Annotated in this window: 24 protein-coding genes; 9 read left to right on the top strand and 15 right to left on the bottom strand. The window is 55.9% G+C overall.

Features of this window, described 5'->3' with window-relative positions; all coding sequences use genetic code 11:
• Positions 1-135: 135 nt before the first annotated feature.
• From KHU29_RS03070 to mltG, 5 genes are all read right to left on the bottom strand, one after another.
• Positions 136-648: a GNAT family N-acetyltransferase gene (locus KHU29_RS03070; RefSeq protein ID WP_211451230.1), complete on the bottom strand. Its 513-nt coding sequence runs from the start codon at positions 646-648 to the stop codon at positions 136-138.
• Positions 649-719: 71 nt separating this feature from the next.
• Positions 720-1,100, bottom strand: coding sequence for a PilZ domain-containing protein (locus tag KHU29_RS03065; RefSeq protein ID WP_211451229.1), 381 nt, complete (start codon positions 1,098-1,100; stop codon positions 720-722).
• Between the two features lie 20 nt (positions 1,101-1,120).
• Positions 1,121-2,167: a DNA polymerase III subunit delta' gene (locus tag KHU29_RS03060; protein WP_211451228.1), complete on the bottom strand. Its 1,047-nt coding sequence runs from the start codon at positions 2,165-2,167 to the stop codon at positions 1,121-1,123.
• Between the two features lie 73 nt (positions 2,168-2,240).
• Positions 2,241-2,858: a dTMP kinase gene (gene tmk, locus KHU29_RS03055; protein WP_211451227.1), complete on the bottom strand. Its 618-nt coding sequence runs from the start codon at positions 2,856-2,858 to the stop codon at positions 2,241-2,243.
• 87 nt (positions 2,859-2,945) lie between these two features.
• On the bottom strand, positions 2,946-3,926 hold the full coding sequence (gene mltG / locus KHU29_RS03050) for an endolytic transglycosylase MltG (RefSeq protein WP_211451226.1): 981 nt from the start codon (positions 3,924-3,926) through the stop codon (positions 2,946-2,948).
• 123 nt (positions 3,927-4,049) lie between these two features.
• On the opposite strand from mltG, the gene ygfZ reads away from it, so the two are divergent.
• From ygfZ to KHU29_RS03030, 4 genes are read left to right on the top strand one after another with little or no spacing between them, the layout of a single operon-like run.
• Positions 4,050-5,090, top strand: a complete 1,041-nt coding sequence (gene ygfZ / locus KHU29_RS03045) for a CAF17-like 4Fe-4S cluster assembly/insertion protein YgfZ (RefSeq protein WP_211451225.1) — start codon at positions 4,050-4,052, stop codon at positions 5,088-5,090.
• Between the two features lie 7 nt (positions 5,091-5,097).
• Positions 5,098-5,391, top strand: coding sequence for a DUF4936 family protein (locus KHU29_RS03040; protein WP_211451224.1), 294 nt, complete (start codon positions 5,098-5,100; stop codon positions 5,389-5,391).
• On the top strand, positions 5,382-6,176 hold the full coding sequence (locus KHU29_RS03035; protein WP_211451223.1) for an NRDE family protein: 795 nt from the start codon (positions 5,382-5,384) through the stop codon (positions 6,174-6,176). The genes KHU29_RS03040 and KHU29_RS03035 overlap by 10 nt, the downstream gene beginning before the upstream one ends.
• A 33-nt stretch (positions 6,177-6,209) precedes the next feature.
• Positions 6,210-7,637, top strand: a complete 1,428-nt coding sequence (locus tag KHU29_RS03030) for a CoA transferase (RefSeq protein WP_211451222.1) — start codon at positions 6,210-6,212, stop codon at positions 7,635-7,637.
• A gap of 28 nt (positions 7,638-7,665) precedes the next feature.
• On the opposite strand, the gene KHU29_RS03025 is transcribed toward KHU29_RS03030, so the two are convergent.
• From KHU29_RS03025 to KHU29_RS03015, 3 genes are all read right to left on the bottom strand, one after another.
• On the bottom strand, positions 7,666-8,100 hold the full coding sequence (locus tag KHU29_RS03025) for a GNAT family N-acetyltransferase (RefSeq protein ID WP_211451221.1): 435 nt from the start codon (positions 8,098-8,100) through the stop codon (positions 7,666-7,668).
• Between the two features lie 61 nt (positions 8,101-8,161).
• Positions 8,162-8,590 carry a PaaI family thioesterase gene (locus tag KHU29_RS03020; protein ID WP_211451220.1) on the bottom strand — a complete coding sequence of 143 codons (429 nt, stop codon included), beginning with the start codon at positions 8,588-8,590 and terminating at the stop codon, positions 8,162-8,164.
• Positions 8,591-8,599: 9 nt separating this feature from the next.
• Positions 8,600-8,923 (bottom strand): Dabb family protein, encoded by a 324-nt coding sequence (locus KHU29_RS03015; protein ID WP_211451219.1) that lies wholly within the window; start codon positions 8,921-8,923, stop codon positions 8,600-8,602.
• A gap of 129 nt (positions 8,924-9,052) precedes the next feature.
• Here KHU29_RS03015 and KHU29_RS03010 point away from each other — a divergent pair, with 129 nt between their 5' ends.
• Entirely contained in the window at positions 9,053-9,499 is a 447-nt protein-coding gene (locus tag KHU29_RS03010) for an SRPBCC family protein (protein WP_211451218.1), read from the top strand.
• Positions 9,500-9,566: 67 nt separating this feature from the next.
• Positions 9,567-10,385 (top strand): class I SAM-dependent methyltransferase, encoded by an 819-nt coding sequence (locus KHU29_RS03005; protein ID WP_211451217.1) that lies wholly within the window; start codon positions 9,567-9,569, stop codon positions 10,383-10,385.
• Positions 10,386-10,430: 45 nt separating this feature from the next.
• Here KHU29_RS03005 and KHU29_RS03000 read toward each other — a convergent pair whose 3' ends face one another.
• From KHU29_RS03000 to KHU29_RS02990, 3 genes are all read right to left on the bottom strand, one after another.
• Positions 10,431-11,030, bottom strand: a complete 600-nt coding sequence (locus tag KHU29_RS03000; RefSeq protein ID WP_211451216.1) for a LysE/ArgO family amino acid transporter — start codon at positions 11,028-11,030, stop codon at positions 10,431-10,433.
• Between the two features lie 41 nt (positions 11,031-11,071).
• Entirely contained in the window at positions 11,072-14,059 is a 2,988-nt protein-coding gene (locus KHU29_RS02995) for a putative bifunctional diguanylate cyclase/phosphodiesterase (RefSeq protein WP_246541426.1), read from the bottom strand.
• A 137-nt stretch (positions 14,060-14,196) separates the two neighbouring features.
• The gene (locus tag KHU29_RS02990) at positions 14,197-14,934 is read right to left on the bottom strand and encodes an N-acyl amino acid synthase FeeM domain-containing protein (protein WP_211451214.1); all 738 of its coding nucleotides are present in this window, start codon (positions 14,932-14,934) and stop codon (positions 14,197-14,199) included.
• A 733-nt stretch (positions 14,935-15,667) separates the two neighbouring features.
• Here KHU29_RS02990 and KHU29_RS02985 point away from each other — a divergent pair.
• From KHU29_RS02985 to KHU29_RS22315, 3 genes are read left to right on the top strand one after another with little or no spacing between them, the layout of a single operon-like run.
• Complete coding sequence (locus tag KHU29_RS02985) at positions 15,668-16,537, top strand: transporter substrate-binding domain-containing protein (protein WP_211451213.1); 870 nt, start codon at positions 15,668-15,670, stop codon at positions 16,535-16,537.
• Between the two features lie 58 nt (positions 16,538-16,595).
• On the top strand, positions 16,596-17,891 hold the full coding sequence (locus tag KHU29_RS02980; RefSeq protein WP_211451212.1) for an NAD(P)/FAD-dependent oxidoreductase: 1,296 nt from the start codon (positions 16,596-16,598) through the stop codon (positions 17,889-17,891).
• Positions 17,892-17,913: 22 nt separating this feature from the next.
• Complete coding sequence (locus KHU29_RS22315; RefSeq protein WP_211451211.1) at positions 17,914-18,930, top strand: amino acid ABC transporter permease; 1,017 nt, start codon at positions 17,914-17,916, stop codon at positions 18,928-18,930.
• An 80-nt stretch (positions 18,931-19,010) separates the two neighbouring features.
• Here KHU29_RS22315 and KHU29_RS02970 read toward each other — a convergent pair whose 3' ends face one another.
• The 4 genes from KHU29_RS02970 to KHU29_RS02955 form a co-directional block, all read right to left on the bottom strand.
• The gene (locus tag KHU29_RS02970; protein ID WP_211451210.1) at positions 19,011-19,736 is read right to left on the bottom strand and encodes an ABC transporter ATP-binding protein; all 726 of its coding nucleotides are present in this window, start codon (positions 19,734-19,736) and stop codon (positions 19,011-19,013) included.
• Between the two features lies 1 nt (position 19,737).
• The gene (locus KHU29_RS02965) at positions 19,738-21,735 is read right to left on the bottom strand and encodes a branched-chain amino acid ABC transporter ATP-binding protein/permease (protein ID WP_211451209.1); all 1,998 of its coding nucleotides are present in this window, start codon (positions 21,733-21,735) and stop codon (positions 19,738-19,740) included.
• 2 nt (positions 21,736-21,737) lie between these two features.
• Positions 21,738-22,628, bottom strand: a complete 891-nt coding sequence (locus KHU29_RS02960) for a branched-chain amino acid ABC transporter permease (protein ID WP_211451208.1) — start codon at positions 22,626-22,628, stop codon at positions 21,738-21,740.
• A 154-nt stretch (positions 22,629-22,782) separates the two neighbouring features.
• Complete coding sequence (locus tag KHU29_RS02955) at positions 22,783-23,940, bottom strand: ABC transporter substrate-binding protein (protein ID WP_211451207.1); 1,158 nt, start codon at positions 23,938-23,940, stop codon at positions 22,783-22,785.
• Positions 23,941-24,147: the final 207 nt, after the last annotated feature.

Raw genomic sequence — 24,147 nt, 5'->3', positions numbered from 1 at the left:
GGGAGTTGTTGTTGGGCCAGGGCCGGCGAACATTATCAATCAGATAATATCGATCAGCGCAGGCGAGAAATAATGACGAAAAAACAAGAGGAAGGCTGAACGCCTTCCCCGAAATTTATTGCAAGGACCAGCGTCTTATGCGACGCGCTTGCCCAGTATGATCAGATCGCGCTCGATGCCATCCAGAGTGGCGACCCGCGGCAGATTGGCCCAGCGCTCGAAACCAAAGGCATCGAACAACTTCAGGCTGGCCTGGTTATGGCCGAAAATAAAACCGAGCAAGGTATGCACGCCGATGTCTGGCGCATGTTCAATCGCCTGTTCCATCAAATAACGGCCGATACCCTTGCCGCGCGCATCTTCATGGATGTAGATCGACAATTCGGCAGTACCGGCATAGGCCGGACGTCCATAGAAATCGGAATACGATAACCAGCCAAGGATCGAGGCCGTGCCATCAGCGCCCTGCTGCTCCACCACCCACAGCGGGCGCCGATCGGCGTTGTGCTGGTCGAACCAGGCTTGACGCGATGCGACGCTGACCGGTTCGGTATCGGCGGTAACTTCGCGCGAAGCGATGGTGCTGTTGTAGATATCGACAATCGCCGGCAAATCCTGTTGGCCGGCTAATCTAAAGCTGTAATTCATAAGCTGCAATTCATAAGCTGTAGTTCACAAGTTGCAATTCAAAGACGCATTATTGCTGGCATCAGCCAGTATTAATAAGTATGCGTCGGACGCGCGGATCCCAGTGCCGATCCCAGCACTTCTTCAATCCGCTTGCGCAGCCGCTGGCCGCTGTCGTCATCCGGAAAATGCACGCCAACCCCCTGCGCCTTGTTGTTGTTGGCGTTCTTGGGTGTAATCCACGCCACTTTGGCCGCAATCGGATATTTGGTGCCGTCGTCCATCAGGCTCAAAATCAGATAGATTTCATCACCGAGGTGGTAGCTCTTGTTGGTCGGCACGAAGATGCCGCCGTTGGTCAGGAACGGCATGTACGCGGCGTACAAGGCGGATTTCTCCTTGATCACCAGCGACAAAACCGATGGCCGGGATAATTTGACCGGCTCGGCCGGGATTGTAGAGTTTTCTGCCATCGCTATCCTATAAGCAAAATTCAAGCAAACATTGCGGCGTAGTCCAACAGCATCTCTTCAATGAAGAGCCGCGCCGATAAAGGGTGTTCTGCAATTGCACGACGTTCATTGCTGCTTTTCAGCGCCCGCAGCAGAGCGCCGGTTTCAACTTTGGCAGCTAGGCCCGCGAGGGCTTTTTCGTAACGAGGATAATACCGGATTGTGCCGCATAATTTAAAGGAAAACAGGTCATATAGCCAACGCTGCTGCCAGCCGACCAGTTCGGCGACCGGGGTTTTCTGCAAATGCTCGGCACACTTCAGCGCACCGTCTATGCCGGGCTTGGTCAAATGCAGCAAAAACTCGTCGATCAGCTCGCGTCCTTCGCTTTGCGACTGCGCATAAGCAGTCAACGGCGCTCCGCCCTGCTCTGCCAGCCAGACATCGGCATCCTTCACGTCTTGCTGGCGCAGCCACGCCATGGCTTGTTCACGCGACGGCAGCGGCATGGCGAATTTGCGACAGCGCGACAAAATGGTCGGCAGCAAACGATCGAGACTATTTGAACTCAGCAGAAAGACAGTGTTTGGCGGCGGCTCCTCCAATGTCTTCAACAAGGCATTGGAGGCGGCGGTATTCAGCGCTTCGGCCGGATACAGTAAAACCACCCGCTGTCCCTGGCGATGGGTGGAGATATTCATGAAGCCGGACAAGGCGCGGATCTGGTCGATCTTGATTTCCTTGGAAGGCGCCTTGGCTGACTTCGCAGTTTTTTTGCTGTCGCCGGCTTCAACACCTTCAGCGCCGTCGCCATCGCCCGCATCCTCGCCATCCAAAATCTCCGGCCGTACACGCCGGTAATCGGGATGGTTGTACTGCATGAACCAGCCGCAAGAGCCGCATACGCCGCAGGCATGGCCGTCCGCCTGCGGCTGTTCGCACAGCAGCGATTGCGCGAACAGCTCGGCAAAAACGGTTTTGCCGATGCCTTCAGCGCCGTGAAACAGAATCGCGTGCGGCAAGCGTGCGCGCATTTGCTGCAGCTGCTGCCAGACGCCGTCCTGCCACGGGAACAAGGAATTACGCATTGATTTCCGCTTCGTTTATAGAACTGATGAACTTATAGAATTTACAGAGCGTTACCGTCATTGAAATGGCTGTCTATCTGGCGCACAGGTTTGAAATGATTTGCGTCAGCGCTTGCCGGACTTCGGCAATCGTCCGGGTCGCGTCGACGATATGGAAACGCTCAGGGAATTGCGCTGCACGACGCAGGTATTCAGCGCGCGTGGCAGCGAAGAAATCTGCCTTTTCCTGTTCGAATTTATCCAGCGTACGAGTCGCATCCAGGCGTGTCCGCGCCACTTCCAGCGGCACATCGAACAACAAAGTCAGATCCGGCTGCAAGTGCGGATGCACCCACTGCTCCAGCGCTTCCAGTTTAGCCAATGGCAATTGCCGGCCGCCGCCTTGATAGGCGAACGTGGCGTCGGTAAATCGATCTGAAATCACCCAGTCGCCGCGCGCCAGGGCCGGCTCTATCACTTGCGCCAGATGCTCGCGACGCGCGGCAAACATCAGCATCGCTTCTGTTTCCAGGTGCATTTTCTGATGCAGCAACACTTCTCGCAGCGCTTCCCCCAACTCGGTGCCGCCCGGCTCGCGAGTGGTGACGACCTTCAAGTCTTGTTTGCACAACAGATCCGCGACAAAACCGATATGAGTCGATTTGCCGGCGCCGTCTATGCCTTCAAACGTGATGAATTTTCCTGATGCCATTGCCTTGCCTGTTGAGTTGCTTATGCGGTTCTGAAGAAAACCAGCTGATGCCGCAATTATCGCGCATCGCCGGACTCTCTACCGCTGCTACCGTTGATATTGATTGACCGCCTGGTTATGTTCACTCAGATTACTCGAGAAATGGCTGCTGCCGTCGCCCCGTGCCACGAAATACAAGGCGTCGGTCTGCGCCGGATGCATGGCTGCGCTGATCGATTCCGCGCCTGGCAAGGCGATCGGCGTCGGCGGCAGGCCGGCCCGGGTATAGGTGTTGTAAGGGGTATCGGTGGTCAGGTCGCGCTTGCGGATGGTGCCCTGATATTGATCGCCCATGCCGTAAATCACGGTCGGGTCAGTCTGCAGCAGCATGCCGATCTTGAGCCGGTTGATGAACACACCGGCAATTGTGCTGCGATCGGCGCGGCGGCCGGTTTCTTTTTCCACGATCGACGCCATCACCAGGGCCTCATATGGCGTCTTGTAGGGCAGCGATGCATCGCGCCCTTCCCACGCCTGGCTGAGGCGCTTGATCAGTAAACCGTGGGCCTGCTTATAGACCTGCAGGTCGCTCGATCCTTTTGCAAACAAATAGGTATCGGGAAAGAACAAGCCTTCCGGCATGCTGTAGTCGGGCGTGATTTTTGCCAGCAGTTCGGCGTCGGACAGCGCTGCGGTATCGTGCTTCAGCGAGGTTTGCGCCGCCACGGCCTGCCGCATCTGGCGGAAAGTCCAACCTTCGATGACTGTCAGCGACTCTTGTGCAAACTCGCCGCGCACCAGCTGCGTCAGCAAGCGCAGCGGCGTGGTGCCAGGTTTCAGCTCGTAACTGCCGGCCTTCAATTTGCCACCCTTGTCGGTCACCCGTGCCAGCAGCCCCAGCAACTCGGGATTGACGCCGACCCCGGCCTGGTCGATCTGCTGCATCGAACTTGCCAAAGTACTACCTGGTTTGATCGTGAATGGCCGTACCGCGCCGGCATCGAAGATTGCTTGCTGCGCCCAGTAAGCTACGCCGCCAGCGGCCAGGCCGCCCAACAAGATCACGCTCAACAATAGTTTTTTAAACAAGACTGGTACGCTCCGAATGGTTTTCAGGCATCTCGCAAAAACGGCCAACTCCAACGCCTTTTTTGCGACATCACTATAATCAACCCAATATGATAATCGCTGTTTCGAGAATGCCTACAATTTATGAATGAAATAACAAGTACCTGGCTGAATTTTTCTCAGCAACAAGAGTTTGAGACGCTGCCCGCGACGGTCGATGCCGGTGCCTCTTTTTTTGCCCCGTTGACCGACCTCGGCCTGATCGCGCTTACCGGGGACGAAGCTGCCAGCTTCTTGCATACCCAGCTTACCAATGATGTCCAGAATCTTGCCGCCGGACAAGCCCGGCTGGCCGGTTATTGCTCGCCAAAAGGGCGTTTGCTTGCCACTTTCCTGATGTGGAAGAGTAATGACACCATCTTCCTGCAACTGCCGCGCAGCTTGCAGGCAGCAATCCAGAAGCGCCTGCAAATGTTTGTCATGCGCGCCAAAGCCAAGCTGGCGGACGTGTCTGATACACAGATCGCGCTGGGCCTGGCAGGCAATGCAGCCGGCGCGGCGCTGACGCCCTGGTTTCCAACGCTGCCAAATACCCCCTATGCCAAGGTCGACAACGACCACGGCACCCTGATCCGCCTCGCCGACGCCAATGCCACGCCGCGCTATCAATGGATCACCACTCCCGAACACGCAATCGCCGCCTGGCCGCAACTGAGCGAAAGCTTGCCGCCGGTTGCCGCATCGGCCTGGCGCCTGAGTGAAATCCAGGCCGGCATTCCGCAAATCACCCTGCCCACACAAGAACAGTTTGTACCGCAGATGATTAATTTTGAAGTGATTGGCGGCGTAAATTTCAAAAAAGGCTGCTACCCGGGACAGGAAATCGTCGCGCGCAGCCAATACCTTGGCAAACTCAAGCGCCGTGCCGTACTGGCCAGCGTCGCAGCGACCGGCATTGCCGCCGGCACTGAAGTATTTTCCAGCACCGATCCGGACCAGCCATGCGGCATGATCGTCAATGCCGAAGCCGATAGCACCGATAGCAGCAGCTGCCTGCTGGAAATCAAGCTGGCTGCATTGGAAAACAGTACAGTACATTTAGGTTCAGTGAATGGCGCGCAACTGCATTTCCAGGCGTTACCCTATTCAATTGTCGATGTAACAGACGCAGAACTGTCGGCGTGAGCGCAAAATGAGCACCGATCTCTATATCTATTACCGCGTAGCCGCCGCCAACGCCCAGCAATTCGACACTGCGGCGGCGGCAATGCAAGCCGGGCTTTCGTTGCAACATCAGATCGCCACCGCCCTCAAGCGCAGCCCCGAAATTAAAGATGAGCATCACACCTGGATGGAGGTGTATTCTTCGGTGCCGCCGGATTTCATCGAAATTATCGAACAGGCGGTTACCCGGCACGGCCTCACGGCTCTTATCGATGGCCCTCGTCATTCTGAATTTTTTGTGAATATTTCATCATGTGCTTGATTGTTTTTGCGTGGCAAGTGATTCCTGGCTCCCCCTTGATAGCCGCCGCCAACCGCGATGAATTCTATGCGCGACCGACCGCACCTGCCAACTGGTGGGAAGACCGGCCCGACATCTACGCCGGCCGCGACCTGCAAGACGGCGGCACCTGGATCGGCATCACCCGCGGCGGCCGCTTTGCCGCCATCACCAATGTGCGAGCGCCGGCAGAACGGCGTGCCGATGCACCTACCCGCGGCACGCTGGTATCGGATTTCCTGGGCAGTAAAAAAACACCGGCTGAGTACATCGCCGACATTGCCGGCGACGCCGCAAAATACAATGGCTTCAATCTGTTGGTCGGCGACGGCAAGGAATTGATCTGGTATTCCAACAAGAATGAGGAAGACGCCCGCAACGGCCTGCCGCTGCCGCCTGGCATCTATGGATTGTCGAACGCGTCGCTAGACGGTTGCTGGCCGAAGGTAGTGCGCACCAAGGCGCAATTTGCCAGCCTGCTGTGCCAGGGCGCGCCTGACGCCTGCTTCTTTGACATGTTGAGCGACACCACCCGCGCCGGCGACTGCCGGCTGCCATCCACCGGAGTCGGCATCGAACTGGAACGTGTGCTGTCGGCCGTATTTATCGAATCGCCCGATTACGGCACGCGCGCCTCGACATTGGTAAAAATCAGGGCCAACGGCAGCGCCATGCTGCATGAAAGAGTGGCGTCGCCATCCGACTCCCCTTCACGCATACATACCCACGCTAAATCGCCGTCAGAATCCCCCCGCTGTTCGCGCTGACATAGCCGCGCCGCCACACTCAAGGAGCAGATCATGTTGCTGTCATCCGATCCGAATTCGTCGCAAGCGACGCTTGCGCCATCTGATGTTGTACAGCAGCTGTGGCGCACCCTTGGCCAGCCGGACGCCGCTTTGTCGCAGCTATCGCTGAGCGGCAGCGAGCCGATATTGCCGTCATCGTTCGCAGTCGGCACCGCCGCCCAGGCCAGCATTGCCGTGGCGACCTTGTCAGCTGCGCAACTGTGGCAACTGCGCAGCCAGCAACCGCAACAGGTAAGCGTCGACATGCGCCATGCAGCGGCTGAATTCCGCAGTGAACGCCACTTCCGGGTCAATGACGCCCGCAGCGATGAGATCTGGGACAAAATCGCCGGCACCTATTGCTGCGGCGACGGCAAATGGTTGCGTCTGCACACCAATTTTCCACATCATCGAGATGGCGTGCTCCGGTTGTTGCAATGCGAGCATACCGTTGAGAGCGTGCGGCAAGCGCTGCAAAGCTGGACTGCGGAAGGTTTCGAGGACGCTGCGGCCAGCACCGGCCTGGTAGTCACAGCCATGCGCTCGTTCGAAGAATGGGATCGCCACCCGCAAGGACAAGCGGTGCAAACACTGCCGCTCCTGACCATAGAAAAGATCGGCGATGCGCCGCCGCGCGCACTGCGCCCACCGGTAGCGCAACGGCCGCTGGACGGCGTTCGGGTACTCGACCTGACCCGCATCATCGCCGGACCGGTCTGCGGCCGTACGCTGGCAGCGCACGGCGCCGATGTCTTGCTGGTGACCGCACCACAACTGCCGGCGATCGGTCCGCTGGTGATTGACACCGGCCGCGGCAAACGCTCATGCCAGCTCGATTTGCGGCAACCGGACGATCATCGGACGCTGAGCCATTTGCTGCATGACGCCGACATTTTCGTGCAAGGCTACCGCCCGGGCGGACTCGATGCACTAGGCTTCGGCCCCGAGGCAGCGGCAAAAAAACATCCTGGCATCGTTTATGTATCGCTATCGGCGTATGGCCATGTCGGACCGTGGGCCGACCGTCGTGGTTTCGATTCTCTTGTGCAGACCGCCAGCGGCTTCAACCATGCCGAAGCACAGGCGGCGCACAGCGAGCAGCCGAAACCGCTGCCGATGCAGGTGCTGGACCATGCTGCCGGATATTTGATGGCGGCCGGCGCCATGACGGCATTGGCGCGCCGGGTCATTGAAGGCGGCAGCTGGCATGTGCAGGTATCGCTGGCGCAAACCGGTCATTGGCTACGTCAGCTCGGACGGGTCGAGAACGGCCTGGCGACCGCCGATATCAGCTTTGAACAGATTCAGGATCTGCTGGAACATAGTGAATCGGGCTTTGGCCGGTTGACGGCGGTGAGTCATGCCGGAAAATTATCGTTGACCCCGGCACACTGGAACCGCCCATCGGTGCCATTGGGAACCGACGCACCAATCTGGTAGCAAGCATGTAAACCGAGCATTGCAGTAATCAGGCAAACCAGGCAAACACGTGACGCATGCAGATATGCGGAATCCCGGCTTCGTAATATTCCTCGCCATCGCGGCTGAAGCCATGGCGTCCATAAAACGCTTCTGCGTGGGTCTGAGCGTTCAGCACTACCTCTTTGTCGCCGCGTTGCCGCGCCTGTGCCATCAATGCTTCCAGGATGGCGGCGCCTACGCCCTGGCCGCGTCCGGCTGAACGCACCGCCATGCGGCCGATGTGACCGTCCGGCAGCAGGCGGCCGGTGCCGATCGCCTGGCCGGCTTCGTTGTAGGCGACCGCATGTATGCAGTGTTCGTCCATATCGTCCCACTCAAGTTCGACTGGAATCTTCTGTTCGATGACGAATACGTCGAAACGCACTGCGCGGGCATCGGCTTTCTGGGCTGTCCAGTTATCGACTGTCAGATGAAATTTCATGGTTGCCGTTCTATTTGAGTGTTCTAGAGTGTTCTGAGTGTTCTGAGTGTTCTATTAAGCATCAACCCGGCTTGATCTTCAGTGCCGCACGATGATGTTTGAGATATTTGAAGGTTCCCATCGCCTTCGCCACCAGATGCTCGCCGTGCCATAACTCGGCATCGCAAAAACACATGGTGGTGGAACGATGAAAGGCGCGGCCTTTGGCCACGATACGCGCACCGGTTTGTCCGGCGGGTTGCAGAAAACTGGTTTTCATTTCGACCGTCACTGCCGCTTCGGCTTGCGGATAAAGCGAGCGGCCGGCCAAGGCCATGACTACATCCAGCATAGTCATCGAAACCCCGCCGTGGGTGACTTGCCAGCTATTCATATGGTGCGGCTGCAAAGTCAGCGCCAGTTCGGCTGCGCCCTCGCCCATCTCGACGAATTCAACCCCGAGGTAGGTCAGGAATGGATTATCGATTGGAAAAATATGTGAAGGAAACATGATCGCCGATCAGCTCAGGTAATCCATGCATTGGCGCGCTTCCCGTACCGCACCGAAAAACGGCTTGATCGCCACGTGGGTCGGATGGTTCTGGTAAGCATCCAGCGCCGCCTGCGATGTGAACTCGGCATTGAGCACCACGTCATAGGTTGCTTCCAGCCCTGGCTGGGCAATCGCGACTTCGAACTTGAGCATGCCCGGTACGATGCCTGCGCAGCCATCCAGCATGGCTTTCATCTGTACGGCATTGCTGGCCTTGTCGGCGCCTTCGGCATGCTCTTTCAATTTCCAGAATACAAGGTGTTTAAGGGTCGGTTCAAGCGTTGCACTCATAAGATTCTCAGTTCAATATTGGATAGATAGGGCATTCAGCGCCTGCCGCCATTTTACCGTTAAGGTGTATGCTCATGCTGTAAATCCTGACAGAGTTAGTCATCCATCGTGGGGAAAGGCAAAGGAATCATGGCTACGAACACAATTCGACTTCATCGCGTGCTCCGGGCCCCCCCGGAGAGAATCTACCGAGCGTTTCTCGATGCCGACGCGATGACTAAATGGCTTCCGCCAAATGGTTTCACCGGCAAGGTCCACCATATCGATGCCAAAGTTGGTGGCACCTATAAAATGTCATTTACCAACTTCGCCACGAGAAACAGTCACTCCTTTGGCGGTGAGTATCTCGAGTTGATACCCAACGAACGGATTCGACATACGGACAAATTCGACGACCCTGGTTTGCCGGGGGAAATGCAGACGACAATTTCTTTACAGAAGGTTTCTTGCGGCACCGAAGTAAACATTGTGCAAGAAGGCATACCGGAAGCGATTCCCCCTGAGGCTTGCTACCTCGGATGGCAGGAATCGCTCACTCTTCTTGCGCAATTGGTTGAGGCTGAGATTCCCGGGTAATAAATCGGCAGGCCGATGCCTGACCTTTAGCCTGACTTTTTGTAGCCGTGGCGCAAAGGAGAATACCTTGAACAGTCCCGATATCGACAAAGTCTTCACTGGCTCAATCCCCAGGCTCTATGAAGAGTATCTGGTTCCGCTTATCTTTGAACCGTATGCTGCGGACCTGGTGAATCGGGTAGCTTCGCGGCCGCTTGCTCGCGTACTCGAGATTGCCGCCGGCACAGGTGTCGTGACTCGCCAATTGGCGTCCGTGTTGCCGGAAAGCGTCTCCATTGTTGCCACGGACCTTAATCAACCGATGCTGGACCTGGCTTCCGAGGTCGGGACTGCGCGCCCCGTAGAGTGGCGTCAAGCGGATGCTACGCAACTGCCTTTCGAGGACTCAGTGTTTGATGCCGTGGTGTGCCAGTTTGGCGTCATGTTCTTTCCCGATAAGTCGCAAGCGTTTTCGGAGGCACGTCGTGTTCTCGGCTCAGGGGGCATTCTCATTTTTAATGTCTGGGATCGAATCGAGGAGAACGAGTTCGCTCACAGCGTTGCGGCTGCACTCGCATCGCTGTTTCCCACGGATCCTCCGCGCTTCATGGCGCGCACGCCCCACGGCTACCATGACCTCGCAACCATTGCCCGCGACCTGAAAGCTGGCGGCTTCCGCTCGTCACCCCACATTAGTACCGTCGCGGCGCGCAGCCGGGCAACGTCTCCGCGGATCCCTGCGATCGCGTACTGCCAAGGGACGCCGCTACGTAACGAAATCGCGGCACGCGGCAAATCACGGCTCGACGAAGCAACCGACGTCGCTGAGGCAGCCATCGCCAAACAGTTCGGACGTGGCCCTGTGGACGGCAAGATTCAAGCGCACGTTATCACTATCGAATGTTGAATTTGGCCAGTTGAACGCCTGCTTTCCCGAGTTCGCTGCCTGCGCTCACTCGCTAAGCAATTTATAGGCTATTGACCACATCGTGATGCCAACGACAACCTCCAGCACGCGCCACGACATCGGCTTGGCAAAAATCGGCCTAAGCCACGCAGCGCCATAACCCAGCGAAAAGAAGAATACAAACGACGACAGCATCGCGCCGGCGGCGAACAGGCCTCTTTCGCCTGGAAACTGGGTTGAAACGGAACCGATCAGCAGCACGGTATCGAGATAGACGTGCGGATTTAGCCAGGTCAGCGCGGCACAGGTCAGCAGCGTCGGCAGCAAAGCCGCTTTTATGTCCTCGGCCTGCTGCAGTACATCTGACGAGCGCCAGGCGGCGATGAAGCTTTTGACGCCATACAAGACCAGGAAGGCAGCGCCACCGTAACGCATGACAGGCATCAGCCATGGCGCGCGGTCGATGACGATGCCCAAGCCCATGACGCCGAACAATATCAGGATGGCGTCAGAAGCCGCGCAAGTCAGGCAAACCAGGAAAACATGCTCGCGCTTAAGCCCTTGTTTGAGAACAAAGGCATTTTGTGCGCCGATAGCGAGAATCAGTGAAAGACCGAGGGAAAAGCCGGAAATTGCCGCGTTCATAAATACTTTATGAAATTGCAATCATATCGCTTCCGGGTCGCCTAATGCAAACCTGTGGCCGGCAAATCCTCATCGCTTTCGCCCCACGACTGGCCGTCGATGCGCCTGCTGGATACGAACCGGGCCAAGGCTGGATCGGTAATGAAGCTGGCGGCGGAACTGGCGGCCAGTATCGCTTGCGGCGATTGCGGCTTGGCTACCACATAACCTTGCACATAATCGACGCCCAGCTTCGCCAGTGCTTCGATCATCGCGCAATCCTCCACCCATTCGGCGATGCTCTTCATGCCGAGGTTGCGCGCCAGCTCGACGATGGCTTCAACAATCGCCTCATTGGCCGGGTGCGTGTTCATGCTCTGAATGAAGGCGCCGTCAATTTTCAAGGCATCTGCCGACAAGCTCTTGAGGTAGGTGAACGAGGTATAGCCGGCGCCGAAATCATCCAAAGCGATTTTCGCACCCAACGCCTGCAGGCGCTGAATGATGCGACTGGTATGTTCCAGATCGTGCAGAGCGACGCTTTCGGTGATTTCGATGCATAGCATGGGCACCACTTGCGGATGCTTACCCATTATCACAAAGAGATCCTGGATGAATTTCTCATCATTAAGCGAAGCGCCGCTCAAATTCACGCAGACAAACTTTGTCAACGGCAGTTGCGACTGGTGTTGCGCCAGCCATTCCAGCACCGTGTTCATGACCCAGCGGTCAATCACGGCAATATTGCCGTTTTCTTCCGCTGCCGCAACCACCTTGGTTGCCGGCACCACCTTGTTGTCTGCATCGCGCAGCCGCAGCAATACTTCGAAATTGAGCGAAGCCTCAGGTTCGCGCAGCGACATGATCGGCTGCATTTCGACAAACAAACCTGCCGGCAGGAATTCCCCGCCCAGCCGTTCTATCAAACTGAGTTCTTCCAGCCGTTCGCGGAATACCGGCGCATTTTTTTGATACACGACAATATGCTCATCGTGCGCTTTCTTGGCTTCCCGGCACGCGCGATCCGCGGCTGAAATGGCATCCTGAACGCGCATGCCTGCATCCACTTCAATCAGGCCTATCGAACCTTTTACCTGGAATGCGCGGGCGCCAATGTGATACGACTGGTAGCTGATTTTTTGGACAATGGCGCGACAGATGTCAGTCGCCGTACTAATGTCTTTATCCCGGAACAGGATAATGAATTCGTCGCCGCCGATGCGGCCTATGTAACTATCGCCACTCAGCAATTCCTGCACCCGTTGGCATAGCTGCTTCAGCACCTCATCGCCGGATTGATGGCCAAACAGATCATTGATCAACTTGAAGCGATCCAGATCGAGATAGGCTAGTGCCAGCGGCCTGTCGTCGGCTTGGCGTTCAATCGCCTCCTCCAGCATGATTTCAATGCCACGGCGGTTAAGGACACCGGTCAACGGGTCATGCTCGGCAAAGAACCGCAAGCGCTGCACAGTCTGGGACCGATCCGTAATATCCTGCAAGGAACCCTCGATGCGGCCATTGGCGAAGGTGGCTGTGACCAGGTAAAAACTGGCTTCACCGTCAGCATTGGCGATGCCGCGCAGTTCCGCTTCGTTGCTGCCGCCGGCGGAAACGATACGCAGCAATTTATCGCGTGCGCCGGGTTCGAAATAATCGTCCCATTTTTTTTCTAGCTGATCACTGCTATTTCGCCCTAGCATTTTCTCCAGAGCCAAATTGCTGCGCACGAAACTACCGTCGGCGGCTAACGTAAATAAGCCAATTGGCGTGACTTCATACGTGGTGCGCAACTCGGCCTGGACCATGGCCAGTTCCCGCTTGCCTGTGCGCATTTGTTCAGCAAAAGCGAAAGCCGCCATCAGACTCGACAACAGCGCTGCAATCGCGTTGTTCGGTACCTGGTCCAGGGTCCGAATACCAAATGCAGCACCGATCACTTCATCTACTCGCGCAAACAGCACCACCACCATGGAGGCGCAATACCAGAAAGCAGCCCGGGTCCGAGTAACCACCAGAATGCGCACCAACAGGAAAATCAACACCGCTATGCCGACCGCCGCACATGCCCAGAGCACCGGCAAAAAGCGGCTGTAAGGCAACACAACGGCGGCGGCGAACAAGGGAATCCCCAAGTATTGCCCTAACCGCTCCACCCGCGGAAAATTGATTCTCTTCAGTTCCGCTGTAAACAATATATGAAACAAGGTAAAAGTAACGATGTAATAGGTCGCGAATGTCAACTTGCGCACCAGGCCCAGCCATTCGTTAGGAATGGTCAACATCAGCCAGTAAGCATCCCAGCCCATCGAATTGGCGCCGAGGCGAAGATTGCCCAGCAACCAGACCGCAAACAGCACGTACATCCACTCGCGGTTTATCATTGCAGCGACCAGTACGAACATGGTCAGCATCAACAGTCCACCTTCCAATAGCCCGATGCTGCGATAGAACTTGTTCTGTGAGATACCGAAGTCATGTACGGTCCAGCGTTGAGCTGCAATCCGCGCCGGGCCGGAAAAACTACCTTTGCAGAGTATGTTAAGCGGTAGCGCACTGATGTCCAGAGACAAGATGAACCCCGTCTTTTCAGCACGCATCCGGCCTTGCTCCTTGCCGGGCTGCTGATCACGCTTTACGCTGCCTAGCCATCGCTCACCGGCGCCTTCCCAGCAACTGGCATCTTGCGCATGGCGTGACGAGAGTTCGATTTCGCTGCGTCCATCCGCCGCCGAAGCAGGTACCACAAATGAAAACCAGAACGGCGTCTCCTGCAGATGCGTGTCGAAATGCTCCTGCAGCGGCATTCCGGTGAGTTGCTGAAATGCCTGAGCGGGCGCCAACCGCCCCCCGGGATCGCTCAAAATGCGGAGTTGTAGCGGCAACGGACCGTTCTGCAGATACGGATGATCAAGCGTAACGAAGCCGATTGCCGTAAATACGATAATCAGTAACGGCAACAGGCCCACTGAAAAATAAAACACCAAGCGATCCAGAGTGCCTGAAGCTGTTACACGGTCTTTCGCCGCATCCGCATGAAACAACCACATAGGCATCTATCCGTAAATGTAGAAGAAGGGTTTCCATAGTAGCGTACCGTAAAAATACGGCATAACTTTCCTGGCCTCAATGTTACCCTCTTCCACCACATCAGCGGACGATTACCAAGCAGAAGTTGTGCAGGTATTTAAGATCCGTGCCAGCCGCCTCGGATATTTTCGACATGATCGCTGGCATTCGCGAGTTGCCGTTTTTGCGTGGAGAGAACCAGGTCGGGATGATCCAGCTCGAATATCAGCTGAAACAAGGGGTGATTGACAGCCTTCCAGCGCGGCTCTACCGTCTCAACCTCAAATGCCAGAACCCGGTGCGGCAGGTTCCCTACATGGATCATCGGTATGAAGCCCCGTCCCGGAAAGACATCTTGAAACAACATCGCGGTATATTGCCGATCCAGCGGAGAACGTGCGGTGATCACCATCCAGTCGATATCGTTTTCAAAGCAATACTGAAAATATGCCTTGAATAACAAGCTTTTAACCACTTTCCCGATCTGACCGTCGGCCACCCCCAGGCGCGTCGCCTCGGCCAGACGCCGCCCTTGCAGCCAATCTGGCAAAATTACCGATTGCTCGAGCGCCAAAGGCTGAAAACGGTTGGTTTGAATCCGTATCGTCCCAAGGCATGTGCCATCGAGCTTGGATTCCGCCAGCAAGACGACTGCACCTTGCGCAATGTCGGCCGGCTCAACCCTATCCATTTTCTTTGCCAGTTCGGGCAGGTGGCGTCCATAGGCGGCACGCCGTATATCAACTGCCTTGCGCAACGCCGGCTCATCGTCCGCGATCCTGACAGTGAATGGCAAACGCTCCTCGGGCCGTGCCTGAGAGGAACCTCTGCGTCGCGACGACAGCGTATCCGTCATGCTGAACAAGTTTTGATTTGGTCTGATTATTTGCTGTTCTTGTAACATTTGAAGCTCCCGAAGTTAAGAAAGGTCTACCGATTTATGCATGCTGCATTACGGCACTGCCAGATTCTCACGTTCGGAAGCAATCCTGTAGACCGGATCAAACCCGGTCGCAGCGGCCATGGTCGCTATTCCCTCGCGACGGGCTTCTTTTGTTGACTTGATATTAAGTTTTATGGATTACAAAAAGTAATGATGTTGTGTATTTATTTGATTTTCAATCTGAAGGGATATCTCATAGTATGAGTTAAACGTAAGCCGGATGTTGCTGGACATATTTGGCTGAAGCATCTTGATAGCCGATTAAAATGACGAACTGCGCATTGGTGAATGAGAAAAACTCATTGATGACAAAGTCGCTAAGGAGATAATCGTCACAATTTCAATCGCATTTCCCGATTGGATTCAAGCAATTTTGACTGCACCTGAATCCAACAAAACCCGCTTCCCTAGTGCCCCACCCTCTCACCATCGACTGCGCCAGACAGCGATTTCCCGTCTGCACACTCTCTTGATGGCGCGATACCGGGCCGCCATCAAGCTCCAAGGCCAAACTGAGATTGCCTGAGAGTTATTACCGTGATTTTTGAATTTTCTTCAGATTCGGGCCGAGCCGCCAATATTTGTCGGCCATCAGGTAATGTGCCTGAAATCTGTTTGATGTAAAGAATGTCCGCACCGCGGCATATTGGTTGTTCATAAATCAGGAGAAGACGGCATGACAAAAGAAATTCGGGGCACTCTATACGGTCTTACGATGGCGGTCGTTATAGCCTGTTGTTCAGCAAGCGCCCAGGCAGGCGACACGCTGAATCGCGTGATGAAAAGCGGCAAGATGGTGGTCGCCACCAGCGGCAAATGGCCACCGCAAGCGTTTCTGAACGATAAGAACGAATTCGACGGTTTCGATATCGACGTCGCCAAGGAATTAGGACGCCGCATCGGAGTGGGCGTAACGTTCGACACGCCCGATTTCAGCTTGATGACTGGCGGACACTGGCGCGGCCGCTGGGATGTTTCTGTGCTGTCGGTAACCCCAACCAAGGCGCGCGCCAAGCTCCTGGATTTTCCGGCTCTTTATTATTACAGCCCTTACGTTTTTGCCGTGCATAAGAACTCAAAAGCAAAAACACGGAACGACCTGAATGGAAAAACAATTGGGGCCGAAGGCGGCACCACATCGGAAGACTACATTCTCAATCGCCTCGAAATCGATGCCCCGGGCGTGCCGGAATTTAAATACATGACGCAGAAGCCGAAAGAGATGAAAACCTATGTCGATTCCATGCTTCCTTTCGACGATTTGCGTCTTGGAGACGGTACCCGCCTGGATGCTGTCATCACGCCAGAGCAGACGGCGCTTAGCGCGATCAAGAATGGTTATCCGGTGAAAATCATTCCGAACGACTATGCCTTCCAGGAACCACTGGCTATCGTGACCGACAAGGGCGACGCCGAATGGAACAAGAAGATCGGCGAGACGATCAAGGCAATGAAACAGGATGGCACTCTGACCAAGATCAGCATGAAATGGTTTGGTCGCGACTACACGAAATGACGCGCTATGGCGGCTTCCATAGCCGCCATATTTTCCGCAGCCAAACCATGAATTGCGTATGCCATCTTATATAGACAGTTATTACACGCGAACGCTACAGGCCGAGCAGGCACGCCCCAGCCTGAGCGGCACGTTGGAAGCGGATGTATGCATCATTGGCGGCGGCCTCGCGGGCATCACCGCCGCCTTGGAATTGTTGCGCCTTGGCCGCTCAGTCATTCTGCTTGAAGCAAAGCGCGTGGCGTGGGGCGCCTCGGGGCGCAACGGCGGTGTCGTCAGTCCTGGCTATTCAAACAGCTTTCAAGAGATCGCGCGTGTGGCCGGGCTAGACAACGCGACATCGCTTTACCGGATGTCGATCGAAGGTGTGCAGATCGTCGCCGACAACATTCAGCACCTCGCAATGCAACAGGCACACGCCACCCATGGCACTTTACGCGTCTGCCGCTACGAAAACGCTGACCAGATGCAGGCGCAACGAGAATGGCTGGCGCGCGAGTTCCAGTATCAAGTCGAGTTCAAATCGCGCGAGGCATTGCGGGATATGCTGGCAACGGACACATATCGTCAGGCGCTTTACGATCCGCATGCATTTCATTTCCACCCGTTGAATTACGCGCAAGCATTGGTGGCTGAGATCGAACGCCTGGGCGGCCAGGTATTTGAAGGCTCTGAGGTATTGTCCGCCGCTTGCGATCTTCCTGTAAAACTGCTGAAAACAGCGCAAGGCAGTGTCAAGACCGGAGCGGTAGTGTTTACCTGCGGTGGTCACACCGGCAACCTGATTCCGAAACTCGCTAGCAGCTACTTGCCGATTGCAACCTACATGCTGTTGACCGAAGCCGCAAAAACACAGATTGCCTCAGCCATCCGCACCAGTTCGGCCATTGGCGACAGTCGGCGCGCCAGCGACTATTACCGTCTGGTTGATGGTGGCGAACGCATTCTGTGGGGCGGCATGATTACCACCCGCACCTCGGAACCGCGGCGCCTGGCTGAAGTGTTACGCAAGCGGATGGTAGACACCTACCCGCAACTGGAAGGCATCAAGGTCGATGTCGCCTGGTCGGGCCTGATGTCTTACGCCCGGCATTTGATGCCTTTGATCGGTCAGTTAAAGCCCGGCGTATGGTATTGCATGGGTTTCGGCGGCCACGGCATGAATACGACTGCCATCGGCGGCAAGGTGGTGGCGCAGGGGATTGCCGGTGAAACCGACCGTTATCGGCAATTCGCGCCCTTCGGCCTGGTATGGAATGGCGGCATGGCTGGAACAGCGGCGGTTCAGATGACTTACTGGTATTACCAGTTAATGGATTTCATCCAGGAACAAAAAAGTAACCGGCAATCGTAGCAGATAAGCGTAGCAAATAAGCGTGGTAAGCAATGCATCCGGCACCACTGAGAGACATAGATGGGAGACACACGTGTTAGTCGAAAACATTGAGAAAAATCAGGCACGGAATATTTCGATTTTATTATTGCTTGGCTTGATGCTGGCAGGCGCCTACTACGCATTGCAAATTAATCCAGGCTGGATCCAGCATCTGGTATCTTTTGCGCCGGGCAATGCTGACACGGCCGGCTGGCTTGGCAAGACAATCACCGGAACAGTCATCCTGGGCGCGCTCGCTCTCAATTATTATTTACTCACCCGCTTTTCGGTGCGCTGGCAAATAATCATTGTATGGGTCGAGTTAGCGCTGCTGGTGGTGTTGTTCTTCTCCACGTTCAATCTCAGCTTCGAATTTATCCAGCGCAAGATATGGTATCTGATCAGTCAGGGCGCGGTCACGACGCTCTATATTTCCGCAATCTCAATCATGATCGCGTTCGTGCTTGCCCTGATCGGCGCCATCGCGAAACTTTCTTCGAGCGGCATCGCCATCGGTATCGCTACCTTTTATACATCCTTGTTCCGCGGCCTGCCACTGCTGATGCAGATATTCATCCTCTACATTGGATTGCCGCAGCTGGGTTATATCGTTGATCCTATTCCGGCCGGGATAGCCGCTTTATCGCTGTGCTACGGTGCATACATGACGGAAATATTCCGCGCCGGGATTCAAAGCATTCCGAAGGGGCAATGGGAAGCTGCGCTGGCGTTAGGTTTGGACAGAGGTAAAACCATGCGTATGATCATTCTGCCGCAAGCCATGCGCATCATTATTCCGCCCACCGGCAACCAGTTCATCGCCATGCTCAAGGATAGCTCGCTGGTCTCTGTCGTAGGTGTATGGGAATTGACTTACGTTGCGCGCACCGCAGGCCAGCGGGAGTTCCGCCACATAGAAATGCTGATTACTGCGGCGTTGATCTACTGGCTCATGTCGATGGTGCTGGAAATAATTCAAGCCCGGATCGAGCGTAAATACAAAACCGCGCATCGTTGACTGAGCGGCATGCCGCGAGTATCCCGGCATGCCGCAACTTGCGTATCTTGTTTACATACTGCTTCGGCCGGCATCTGCGCTCAATGCTGCCCGCCACCCAGATAAGCAGCTTTGACTGCAGGATCGTTCTTCAATTTTTCTGCCGGGCCATGCACCGATATCCGGCCATTCTCCAGCACATAACCATAATCCGCGACATTCAACGCCGCTGCTGCAAATTGCTCAACCAGCAGCATGGTCACGCCCTCCTCCTTGAGCCGGGAGATGATGCGGAACACTTCTTCCACCAGGATCGGTGCCAGCCCCATCGACGGCTCGTCCAGCAAGATCACTTCCGGATTGAGCATGACCGCGCGTGCCATCGCCAGCATCTGCTGTTCGCCGCCCGACAAGGTGCCGGCCAGTTGGCTTTGACGCTCTTTCAGGCGCGGAAACAATTCCAGCGCCCGCTCCAGATCGAGCTTGATGTCGCCGCGCGGACGCATCCGGGTAAACCGCGGAAAGGCGCCGAGCAGCAGGTTATCGACCACAGTCATGGTGGCAAACACACGCCGCCCCTCAGGCGAATGCGCCAGTCCGGCACGGGCGATTTTATGTGAAGCCAATCCGGTAACGTCGATGCCGGCCAAAGTTACGCTGCCGGACTTGGCCTTGATCATGCCTGAGATTGCACGCATGGTGGTGGTCTTGCCGGCGCCATTGGAGCCGATCAACGTCACCACTTTGCCCTTTGGCACCTCCAGCGAAATGCCATGCAATACTTCAACCTTGCCATACGCGGCATGCAAATTCGAAATCGAGAGCATCTTATGACCCCGCTGCATTGGATGTGGATGGCACGCCATTGGCGATATTGCCTGCGTCTGCATCTGTAGTTTCGCCGACAGTACCGCCGAGATAGGCTTCAATCACCTTGGAGTCGCTTTGCACCGCGGCCGGTTTGCCTTCAGCGATTTTCTGGCCGAAATCGAGCACCGTCACCGTATCGGAAATCGACATGACTACATCCATATGATGTTCAATCAGAATGATCGTAATGTCGTGCTGCCGGATCTTCTGGATGATCGCGATCAGTTCCTTGATGTCTGGCGCAGTCAAGCCTGCCGCAGGTTCGTCCAGCAGCAGCAACTCCGGATTCAAACCAAGTGCCCGGCCGATTTCCAGCAAGCGTTGCTTGCCATAGGGCAGATTGCGCGCCTCTTCAGCTGCCAGCTCGCTCAGTCCGACGAATTGCAAGATGCTGGCAGCGCGCACTCGCGCTGCTTGCTCTTCGCGCCGATAACGCGGCGTATGGAAAATCACATCCAGTATATTGCTGCGGAAAGTGTGATGCAGGCCGACCAGCACGTTTTCAGTGGCAGTCATTTCACCGAACAATTGCACATTCTGGAAAGTGCGGGCAACGCCGCCCAGCGCAATTGCCGACGGTGTCGAACCGGAAATCGTCTTGCCATTGAACACAACCTTGCCGGCGGTCGGTTTGTAGATGCCGGTTAGTACATTCATCATGGTGCTCTTGCCCGAGCCGTTCGGTCCGATCAAGCCATGCACGCTGCCTTTGATGATATCCAGGTTGACCTCGTTAAGCGCCTTCAGGCCGCCGAACTGCATCAGTATTTTCTGGCCGCTCAACAAGGTAGTGCCAACTGCGACACTGCCGCTGGCCGGAGCCCATGCTTGTCCTGGACTCGCCGCCACGCTGGCCTGCTTGCCGCTTGCGGTTGCCCTCATGCCTAACAAATTGCGCGCGAAGCCGACAATCCCATCCTGCAGGTAATACACCACGAATAGCGTCATCAATCCAAATACCGTCAGGCGCCAATCGGTAATGTTTTCCAGCCGATACGAAAAAATCGCCATGCCGACAGTCGCCGCCAGCGGCACCGCCACCTCGCGCAAGGTCTTACGCTTCTTCCATAACAGGAAGGCGCTTGCCAGCACGCCGATTACTGCGGCGACGGTAGCGATCTGACGGAATAATTCGATGTCTGCCAGCAAGCTCGGCAACATGACTACGATCAAGGCGCCGATCAGCGATCCGGTGCGGCTCTTGCGGCCGCCCATGATGACCGCCAGCAGGAACAGGATCGTCAATTCGAAGTTATAGGTATTCGGTGAAATATAAGCCTCCGAATAGGCATACAGGCTACCCGCCAACCCGGCCAGCGCAGCGCTGATCACAAACGCAATCACTTTGTAGCGATACACCGAGACCCCCATGCAGTCGGAGGCGATCGGGCTATCGCGCAGCGCCTGGAAGGCACGTCCCAGATGCGACTTGACGATCCGGTGCACCACAATCAGCGACAACACCATCAACGCGGCAACCAGGTAGAAATACTCCACTTCATCGAGCCGATGGCCGAAGAAGTCCGGCTTGTTCAGCTTGATCCCCATCGGCCCTTCCGTCAGGAAGCTCATTTCATTGATCAGGATCTGGATGATGGTGCCGAACGCCAGCGTTACCATGGCCAGATACGGGCCGGTCACCCGCAATGCAGGCAAGGCCAGGATGGCGCCGAATATGGCAGTAACCGCCAGGCTGGCGGGCGCGGCAATCAGGAATGGCCAGCCGAGCTTGAACACCAGCACGCCGGTGGTGTAAGAACCGATGCCGAACAAACCGGCGTGCCCCAGCGAGACCTGGCCGGTATAGCCGACCACGATATCCAGCCCGAACAGCAGAATGGCGTAAATCAGGATGGTTTCGGCCAGGTGGATGTAATACGGATTCGGAATAACTTGCGGAAAAGCCAGCAGCAACAAGATGCCGGCTACCGCCAGTGCAAACAGCTTTTTATTCATATTTACACCTTCTTGATTGCTGTTTTACCAAACAAGCCTGCTGGCTTGATGGCCAGCACCAGCAGCAACAGCACCAAGCCTGGCACCTCTTTGTATCCGGTGGAGATATAAAACCCGGTCAGTGTCTCTGCGATGCCCAGTATCAGGCCGCCGACGATCGCTCCCATGCCCGAAGTCAGGCCACCGATAATCGCTACCGCAAAGGCTTTCAGGCCCAGTGCAGTGCCCATGGTGGCGCCGGTCAGGGTCAGCGGCGCTACCAGCACGCCGGCAAAGGCGGCGGTCGCCGATGACAAAGCGTAGGAAAAAGTAATCACCATGCTGGTGTTGATACCCATCAGGCCGGCGGCGTCGCGATCGTTAGAAGTCGCTACCACGGCTTTGCCGTAAATCGACTTGCGGTTGAACAGTTCGACCGCCAGCATCATCGCCAGCGCGCCTAGCACCACCACCACCTGCATCGGCTGGACATTGGCGCCGAATACCTGGAACGGCGTAGACGGTAAAGGCGAAGGGAATGTCAGGTCATCCTTGCCCCAAATGTTTTCAGCGACATTCTTGAAGATGATCGCCAGCGCAATCGTCGACATGATCCAGCCGAATTCCGATTTGATCTTGAGCGCCGGGCGCACCCCGATCCATTCGACTACAACGCCTTGCAGCGCGCCGAATACAATCACCACCGGAATCATCAGCCAATAATTCAGATAAGGGCCGCCATGGATATTACCGACCAGGCTGAGCCCGACCAGGGCGCCCAGCATCAGCGCCTCGCCCTGGCCGAAATTGAGGGTGCCGGAAGTGGCGAACGTGAGTTGATAACCGAAAGCGATCACCGCGTAGATCATGCCTAGCGCGATGCCGCTGAAGACGAGTTGCAGCAGAATTTCCATGATATTGATCCAAGAGACAGCGATAGCCGGGGCGCGGCAAAACAATACTACCGTTTGACGAAATAAATCCAGCCCGCATACTGCGCAGGCTGGAATCCTTATCGTTCAAACAGATGTCTGGCCGGAACGCAAGCTACGGCGTTCCGGCGTCCTGTCACTTGGAAAATACCACGTGACCATTCTTGACTTCACCGATCACCACCATGCTCGGCTTGATCGCTTCGTGATCATCATGGCTGTAAGGCTTGGTGTAATTGGTCACCACGCCTTCCACGGTGCCATTCAGGTTTTCCAGTGCTTCGCGCACTTTGACGCCATCGGTGCTGCCGGCTTGCTTGATTGCTGCCGCCAGCAGATAGATCGAGTCATAGCCTTGAGCCGCGGAGACGGCGGAAGGCATGCGGTCGATCTTGTAGGCTTTTTGGTAGGCGTCGATGAAGGCCTTGCGCTTGGCTGTGTTGCCATCCTGGATAAAGGTTTGCGGCATGCGCGCGCCATCGCCGTTCTTGCCGGCGTTGTCGATGAAGTTACCCATCGACAGGGTCCAGCTGCCGATGATTGGCACTTTCCAGTTGAGCTTTTCCATGCCGTTGGCAATCTGCGCCAGTTCCGGGCCGATACCGTAAGTCAGCACCACCTGGGCACCGCCCTGCTTGGCCTTCAACAGCTGGGCAGTCATGTCGACATCTTTCAGGTTGTATTTTTCAACTGCAACCGGTTTGATGCCCTTGGCAGCCAAGGCCTTCTCCAGATCTTCGCGACCGAGCTGACCATAATTGGTCGAGTCGGCCAGGATGGCGACCTTGGTGTGTTTTTGACGGACCACCGCTTCGTCGACGATCATCGCCGACTGGATCGTATCGTTGGCAGAAGTGCGGAATACGTAATTATCTTTTTGATCCGGCGCCACGAACTGCCTGGTGATAATGCTGCCGGTGGCGACATTATTCATGACCGGGATCTTGGCGTCCTGGTAGAAGCGCTGCGAGGCCAGGGCGACGCCGGTGTTGATGAAACCGACCGTGCCAACCACTTTTTCCTTGTTGATCAGTTCTTGCGCAACCTGGACGCCGCGTTCATTCTTGGCTTCGTCATCGCGCTCGACCAATTGTATCTGGCGCCCAAGCACGCCACCCTTGGCGTTGATATCCGCAACCGCCAGCTTGACGCCGTCGCGCATCGATACGCCCATGGGCGCCGAACCGCCGGTAAATGGCCCTGTGACGCCAATTTTAATCGGCTCTGCAGCACCTGCGGCCAGCGACCAGCTTATCAGTGCCGCTGCCACACATGCTTTGCTTATGTTGTTCATGACGTCTCCTCCATGTTTTTATATTGGTGAGCGCCGGCATTCACAGAAACCGGGCAGCCCTCTTAGGTAAAACGTGATCTGGCAACTGCGATATATGTTATCTGTTTTGCAGACGCCTCAGCATTTCAGGCCACCCTTACAGCTTCCTGACAACGGCTGCCTTTCCGGTCTTATAGTCGTTATACATTCAGTAGAGACATGGTCCTT

Origin of the sequence: Collimonas antrihumi (assembly GCF_018304965.1) — a bacterium.
In the GTDB taxonomy this organism is placed as follows: Bacteria; Pseudomonadota; Gammaproteobacteria; order Burkholderiales; family Burkholderiaceae_D; genus Collimonas; species Collimonas antrihumi.
Note: the sequence above shows the minus strand (reverse complement) of the source record. Positions and strands in the feature narration are given on the sequence as shown.

Coding starts and splice junctions, on each gene's coding strand:
- KHU29_RS03070 (WP_211451230.1), bottom strand. CDS start 648: ATGAATTACAGCTTTAGATTAGCCGGCCAACAGGATTTGCCGGCGATT.
- KHU29_RS03065 (WP_211451229.1), bottom strand. CDS start 1,100: ATGGCAGAAAACTCTACAATCCCGGCCGAGCCGGTCAAATTATCCCGG.
- KHU29_RS03060 (WP_211451228.1), bottom strand. CDS start 2,167: ATGCGTAATTCCTTGTTCCCGTGGCAGGACGGCGTCTGGCAGCAGCTG.
- tmk (WP_211451227.1), bottom strand. CDS start 2,858: ATGGCATCAGGAAAATTCATCACGTTTGAAGGCATAGACGGCGCCGGC.
- ygfZ (WP_211451225.1), top strand. CDS start 4,050: ATGAATGAAATAACAAGTACCTGGCTGAATTTTTCTCAGCAACAAGAG.
- KHU29_RS03040 (WP_211451224.1), top strand. CDS start 5,098: ATGAGCACCGATCTCTATATCTATTACCGCGTAGCCGCCGCCAACGCC.
- KHU29_RS03035 (WP_211451223.1), top strand. CDS start 5,382: ATGTGCTTGATTGTTTTTGCGTGGCAAGTGATTCCTGGCTCCCCCTTG.
- KHU29_RS03030 (WP_211451222.1), top strand. CDS start 6,210: ATGTTGCTGTCATCCGATCCGAATTCGTCGCAAGCGACGCTTGCGCCA.
- KHU29_RS03025 (WP_211451221.1), bottom strand. CDS start 8,100: ATGAAATTTCATCTGACAGTCGATAACTGGACAGCCCAGAAAGCCGAT.
- KHU29_RS03020 (WP_211451220.1), bottom strand. CDS start 8,590: ATGTTTCCTTCACATATTTTTCCAATCGATAATCCATTCCTGACCTAC.
- KHU29_RS03015 (WP_211451219.1), bottom strand. CDS start 8,923: ATGAGTGCAACGCTTGAACCGACCCTTAAACACCTTGTATTCTGGAAA.
- KHU29_RS03010 (WP_211451218.1), top strand. CDS start 9,053: ATGGCTACGAACACAATTCGACTTCATCGCGTGCTCCGGGCCCCCCCG.
- KHU29_RS03000 (WP_211451216.1), bottom strand. CDS start 11,030: ATGAACGCGGCAATTTCCGGCTTTTCCCTCGGTCTTTCACTGATTCTC.
- KHU29_RS02995 (WP_246541426.1), bottom strand. CDS start 14,059: ATGTGGTTGTTTCATGCGGATGCGGCGAAAGACCGTGTAACAGCTTCA.
- KHU29_RS02990 (WP_211451214.1), bottom strand. CDS start 14,934: ATGACGGATACGCTGTCGTCGCGACGCAGAGGTTCCTCTCAGGCACGG.
- KHU29_RS02980 (WP_211451212.1), top strand. CDS start 16,596: ATGCCATCTTATATAGACAGTTATTACACGCGAACGCTACAGGCCGAG.
- KHU29_RS02970 (WP_211451210.1), bottom strand. CDS start 19,736: ATGCTCTCGATTTCGAATTTGCATGCCGCGTATGGCAAGGTTGAAGTA.
- KHU29_RS02965 (WP_211451209.1), bottom strand. CDS start 21,735: ATGAATAAAAAGCTGTTTGCACTGGCGGTAGCCGGCATCTTGTTGCTG.
- KHU29_RS02960 (WP_211451208.1), bottom strand. CDS start 22,628: ATGGAAATTCTGCTGCAACTCGTCTTCAGCGGCATCGCGCTAGGCATG.
- KHU29_RS02955 (WP_211451207.1), bottom strand. CDS start 23,940: ATGAACAACATAAGCAAAGCATGTGTGGCAGCGGCACTGATAAGCTGG.